The 5553-nt window shown below is 70.2% G+C and carries 7 protein-coding genes; 4 read left to right on the top strand and 3 right to left on the bottom strand.

All coding sequences use genetic code 11. The features are described from left to right. The 3 genes from WBP48_RS13885 to WBP48_RS13875 all read right to left on the bottom strand — a co-directional run. A partial coding sequence (locus tag WBP48_RS13885) for an ATP-binding cassette domain-containing protein (RefSeq protein ID WP_424441343.1) occupies positions 1 to 392 on the bottom strand: 392 nt, incomplete at its 3' end. Next, positions 389 to 1360 carry an ABC transporter permease gene (locus tag WBP48_RS13880; RefSeq protein WP_424441342.1) on the bottom strand — a complete coding sequence of 324 codons (972 nt, stop codon included), beginning with the start codon at positions 1358 to 1360 and terminating at the stop codon, positions 389 to 391. The genes WBP48_RS13880 and WBP48_RS13885, both read right to left, overlap by 4 nt. Further along, entirely contained in the window at positions 1357 to 2511 is a 1155-nt protein-coding gene (locus WBP48_RS13875) for an ABC transporter permease (RefSeq protein WP_424441341.1), read from the bottom strand. The genes WBP48_RS13880 and WBP48_RS13875 overlap by 4 nt, the downstream gene beginning before the upstream one ends. A gap of 195 nt (positions 2512 to 2706) precedes the next feature. Between WBP48_RS13875 and WBP48_RS13870 the strand changes: the two genes are divergently transcribed. The 4 genes from WBP48_RS13870 to WBP48_RS13855 all read left to right on the top strand — a co-directional run. Next, on the top strand, positions 2707 to 3456 hold the full coding sequence (locus WBP48_RS13870) for a GNAT family N-acetyltransferase (RefSeq protein ID WP_424441340.1): 750 nt from the start codon (positions 2707 to 2709) through the stop codon (positions 3454 to 3456). A gap of 2 nt (positions 3457 to 3458) precedes the next feature. Continuing rightward, positions 3459 to 4523, top strand: a complete 1065-nt coding sequence (locus tag WBP48_RS13865) for an LLM class flavin-dependent oxidoreductase (protein WP_424441339.1) — start codon at positions 3459 to 3461, stop codon at positions 4521 to 4523. Positions 4524 to 4645: 122 nt separating this feature from the next. After that, positions 4646 to 5458: a DUF222 domain-containing protein gene (locus WBP48_RS13860; RefSeq protein ID WP_424441338.1), complete on the top strand. Its 813-nt coding sequence runs from the start codon at positions 4646 to 4648 to the stop codon at positions 5456 to 5458. Then, positions 5395 to 5553 (top strand): HNH endonuclease signature motif containing protein (locus tag WBP48_RS13855; RefSeq protein ID WP_424441344.1); only part of this gene is annotated, 159 nt, incomplete at its 3' end. The genes WBP48_RS13860 and WBP48_RS13855, both read left to right, overlap by 64 nt.

The raw sequence follows: 5553 nt of genomic DNA, 5'->3' as shown, positions 1-5553 counted from the left end.
GCGGTGCGCCGGTCGGCGAGGCCATGCACGAGCAGCACTTCGGCGACCTGGGCGCCGATGCGCGTCACGGGATTGAGGCTGACCGTCGGGTCCTGCGGGACGAAGCCGATGCGCTGGCCGCGGATGGCGCGCAGCGCCCGGGAGGATGCCGAGACGAGGTCGCGCCCCTCGAACTCGATCGTTCCCGACGGGATGGATGCAGCGCTCGGCAGCAGCCGGATGACGGCGTGCACCGTGGTCGACTTGCCGGAACCCGACTCGCCGACGATCGCGACGGTCTCGCCGGCGTCCACCGAAAGGCTGACGTCGCGGACGGCGTCGATCTGTCCCTCGCCGGTGCGGTAGGCGACCGACAGGGAGTCGATCCGAAGCAACTCTTGTCCCGTGCTCATCGTCGTGATCCCCCCACCGTGTCGAGTCCGTGCGCGAGACGATTCGCAGCCAGCACCGTGACGGCGATGACGAGACCGGGCAGCGTCGTCAGCCACCACGAGGTGCGCAAGTAGTCGCGTCCGCCCGAGACGAGGGCGCCCCACTCGGGTGCCGGCGGCGGCGCGCCGTAGCCGAGGAAGCTCAGGGCCGAGACGGCGAGGATCGCCGTGCCGAACTCCAGGACCCCCAGGACGATCACGGGACCCGCGGAGTTGGGGAGCACATGCCGGAACAGGATGCGTCCCCACGTGTTGCCCGATGCCTGTGCCGCTTCGACGAACGGCGAGGCGCGCACTTTGATCACCTCGGATCGCATGATGCGCGAGACGGAGGCGACGCTTGCGATGCCGACGGCGATCGCGACGTTGACCGTGCCGAACCCCAGGGCGGTGATGAGCGCGAGGGACAGGAGCAGGCTGGGGATCGACAGCAGCACGTCGGCGATGCGCATGATGACGGCATCCACGCGCCCGCCCGTGAAACCGCTGACGAGTCCGAGGAGCGAACCGGCGATGATCCCGACGAGCACCGCGATGGCCGCCGCCGACAGCGTGAGTGACGTGCCGTGCACGACGCGCGTGTAGAGGTCGCGTCCGATCTGGTCGGTGCCGAACCAGTGCGCGAGCGACGGCGCCTGGAGTTTGTCGGCGGGAACCCCGGCGAGAGGATCGCCCGGGGCGAGCAGCCCCGGCCACACGGCGGCGATGAGGACGAGCGTCAGCCATAGCAGCGACAGCAGCACGAGGGGTCGGCGCAGCAGGATGCCGAGCGTTCGCGACCGACGCGACTTCGCTGTGGCCGTGCCCGGCTGCCCGCCTCTCCGGGTGCGGTCGGCCACGGCGTCTGCGAAGCGATCCGCCGCGGTCGCGCCGAACGTCTCGGAGGGATGCTGCGTGTTGTCGGGTAGTAGGGCAGTGGTCTCGCTCACGCCGGCACCGCCTTCGATGTCTCGGTCGTTCGCGCGTGATCCTGGTCGGGGGCACCGGAACCGGTCGAGGTGCCGCCGGAATCCGTCCCACGACGTCGGCGTGGCGCACTCGTCAGGTTCTTAGGGGCGCTGCCGCGCCCCGTGGGGGCGGGCGAGGCAGTCTGCCTCGGGTGGCGAGACTTTCGGGTCAACGCGATGCGCGGGTCCAGCAGCGGGTAGACGAGGTCGACGACGAGGTTCGCGAGCACGAAGACCGCTGCGGCGAACAGGACGATGGCCTGCACGAGCGGGATGTCCTGCTGCTGCACGGCGACGGCGGTGACGCGGCCGACGCCGGGGCGTGAGAAGACGGTCTCGGTCACGACCGTGCCCGACAGCAGTTGCCCGACCACGAGACCTGTCATCGTGAGCGCCGGGAGTGCCGCGTTACGCAGCGCATGACGGAAGTGCACGCGCGGGCGCGCGGCTCCCTTCGCCCACGCGGTGTCGATATACGGCTCACCCAGTGTCGTGCGCAGACTCTTGGCCAGAAGTTGTGCGATCGCGGCGCTGGTAGGAAGCGCGAGAGCGATCGCGGGGAGCACGAGCGCCGCGAGGCCTTTGTCGCCGACCGCGGGAAACCACGGCAACTGGAACGAGAACCACTGGATGAGCATGAGGCCGAACCAGAACGACGGCACCGCGACCCCCAGCGGCGGCAGGCCGAGCAGGAACGAGGCCAGCGCGCCGTTTCGCACATACGTCGCGAGGATCGCGAGGCCCGCGCCGAAGACGACCGCGATGACCAACGCCAGACCGGCGAGCTGCAGCGTCGGTGAGATCGCTTCGCCGATCACGTCGGCGACGGGGCGGCCGGTCGCGATCGACGAGCCGAAATGTCCGGTCACGACGGCGCCGAGCTGCGCGACATACTGCAGCCACAGAGGCCGGTCGAGCCCGTACTGGGCGCGGATGACCTCGAGCTGCTCCGGCGACACGTCGCTCGCGTCGCCGCCGGCCAGCAGCGCGACGGGGTCGCTCGGCAGCGCCCACAGCACGATGAACGACACCGTGTAGGCAGCCCACAGCACGAGCACCGCCTGACCGAGGCGCGACGCGAGGTAGCGCAGGGCGGCGCGACCGGACGCGCGTTGTGGCGCGGTTGCGCTCATGGCGGCCTCTTTTCGCTGGGGTGTGCTGCTGTCGTGATGTGCTGCAAGTGGTGCGCCCGCTCGGGAACTCGGACTGGGCAGAAAGCCTGCGCTGCACGCCCGGCGCCGACGAGTCGCGTCGTCACTTTCCGTAGCGCCACGTCATGCACCGTCATCCGGTTGGGAATCGGCGGCGAAGTGGCGCACAGTGTGCGAATGCCCGATGCTGCACCCGCGGTCGATTCTGTCGACGCGCCGTACGCCGATGCCGTCGTCCTCGACAATCCCGCGTGGCATGCCCTCACCGGTCCGCACGCGTCATTCGCTATCGGCGGCGACCTGGTGCGTCGCTATCCGGAGGACGTCGCGCCCTTCGTCGCCGTGCGCACCTGGGACGACCCGCACACGTGGGACGCCCTGGCCGAACTGGTCGGCCCCGGCGCCGAGGTGGGGCTGTCAGCTGTGCAGGGCGAGATTCCTGGTGACTGGGAGGTGCTCGGGTATGGCGAGGGCGTGCAGCTCGTGCAGACTCCGGCCCTGCAGCCGCGCCCGTTCGAGGAGGCGGTCGAGTTGGGCGCGGCGGATGCCGAGGACATGCTCGCGATCGTCGCGCGCAACCAGCCCGGGCCGTTCCGGCCGCGTACCCACGAGCTCGGGCGCTACATCGGCATCCGCCGTGAGGGGCGCCTCGTCGCGATGGCGGGCGAGCGTCTGCATCCCGAAGGATGGACCGAGATCAGCGCGGTCTCCACCGACGCGGACTACCGCGGGCAGGGACTGGCGTCACGGCTCGTGCTCGACGTCGCGTACCACATCCAGCAGCGCGGTGACCGTGCCCTGTTGCACGCGGCCGGAACCAACACGGGAGCCATCGCCATCTACGAGCGCCTCGGCTTCGCGCTGCGCCGACGCACGGTGTTCGCCGCGGTGCGTACACCGGGCGCGGCCGCCGACGGGGAGGTCTGAGCGTGGTCAGGGTCATCGGGCTGGACATCATCGCGAACGGTCCTGGCGCCGACGGGGTCGTGCCGACTCCGAAGCAGCGCCTGGACGGTGTGCTCGACAACGCCGTGCTGTTCGAGCGGCTCGGGTTCGACGGCTATGCCGTCGGGGAACGGCACCACGATCCGTTTCTGTCCAGCGCGCCGCCTGTCATCCTCTCGGCGATCGCCGAGCGCACCACGACTCTCAAGCTCTTCACCGGGGTGACGCTGCTGTCGGTGCTCGACCCCGTCCGCGTCGCGGAGGACTACGCGACGCTCGACATCCTGTCGGGCGGCCGGCTCGAACTCATCGTGGGTAAGGGCAATGGCCCCGAGCAGTCAGAGCTGTTCGGCATCGAGCGCGAGCAGGCGTGGGACACGCAGCACGACAACTACCGCCTGCTGCGGGCGCTGTGGTCGGGGGAGCCGGTGGACTGGGATCCGCCGACCGGGCGCCCCAGCATCCGGCATTCGCCGCTGCGCGGTGCGAGGGTGTTCCCGCAGCCGCTGCAGGAGCGCATCCGCACGTGGCACGGCTCGTCGACCTCGACGGCCACCGTGGAGCTCGCCGCGGAGTACGGCGACCCGATCTGGATCGCGAACCTGCAGAAGTCGGTCGAAGGCTACCGCCCGCTCGTCGAGCGGTACCGCGCGGCGTGGCTCGAAGCGGGGCGCGATCCGGTCGACGCGCTCGTCGGCGCCGGCTTCCAGGTGTTCGTCACCGAGCGTTCGCAGGATGCGCTCGAGGCGGTACGCCCGTTCTATGACCGCTTCTTCGGGCGCGTCGACACGTTCAACAACTTCGATCCCGACGTGACGTTCCACTCCTTCGAAGATTTCGTGGAGCGCAGCTCGTTGCTGATCGGCAGCCCGCAGCAGGCGATCGACAAGCTCGCCCGTTACCACGAGGCCTACGGCTTCAGCGCGATCTCCATCCCCGGGCACCCCGACCTGCGCCCGCGTGAGGAGTGGATCGCGAGCCTCGAGCTCTTCCGCGACGAGGTGCTGCCCGAGCTGAACGGGTTCGCCGCGGGGCCTGCGGACTGGTGAGCCCGTTCAAGAGGCGTGCCTGAACCCGCTCGGATTTCGTTATGGTTCTGTGATCTTCGAGGGGTCGTGGGGGCTGAGCTTTCCGGGTCTCAATGTCGGAGGTCCTGCTTATCGTGGGGGGTATGAACCGGTTCCGGGCACGTCTCTCCTCGGCGGATGTTGATCCGTTGGAGGAACTGTGGGGTGGGCCGGATGCCGTGTCCGATTACCTCGACGCGTTGGTCGCTGACGCTGCTCCCATGCTCGACGCGGTGTGGGACGACGACCTTGATGTGGTGTCGTCGGAGGCTGACGGGTTGCATGTGGCGGGGTCGCTGGTGCAGGACATGGCGGAGATCGAGGCTGCCGCCCGCCGGGCGAGGGCCGCGAACGCCGAGCAGGATGTGTTGTTTCACCGGATGCTGGTGCGTGCCGCGGCTGACCCGGTGCCGTGGGTGGGTCCGGACCCGACCGTCGATCCGCTGTGGCAGCCGCGGAAGGGCGAAACGGTCCACTCGGTGCGGAAACGCCGACGGGACCTCGCCGTCCGCGCTGCGGCGGCGGATATCGGGGCGCGGGTGCACCTCACGGACGGTCAGGTCCGGGGTCGCGCTCACCGGGTCGCGGTGCTGACCGGGCGGTGCCCCCGCGTGTGGGAGGCGTGTGTGCGCGGGGACGTGTCCGAACAGAACACCACCACCATGGTGGAGCTCGCTGGGTCCCTCCCCGGCGACGACCCGGCGTCGTGGGGCGCGTTCGACGACACCATCCGGGTCCCGGCGACCACCCTCGCGCCGGGGAGGTTCCGCCTCCGGGCGCGCGCCGCCCGCGAGCGGGTCCACCGGGAGTCCCTGGAGCAGCGGCACCGCCGCGCGGTGGAGGGCCGGCGGGTGTGGGTGGACCCGCTGCCCGACGGGATGGCGCCTGTGACATCGATCACCGGATCCGGTGGGTAGACGGCGGGACCACCAGCGCCGACAACCTCACCCCCGCCTGCCCCCGACATCATCCCGTCAAAGACGAAACCCAATGGGGACTACACCGCGACCCC

This window comes from Microbacterium sp. (genome assembly GCF_049661145.1).
GTDB lineage: Bacteria > Actinomycetota > Actinomycetes > Actinomycetales > Microbacteriaceae > Microbacterium.
Note: the sequence above shows the minus strand (reverse complement) of the source record. Positions and strands in the feature narration are given on the sequence as shown.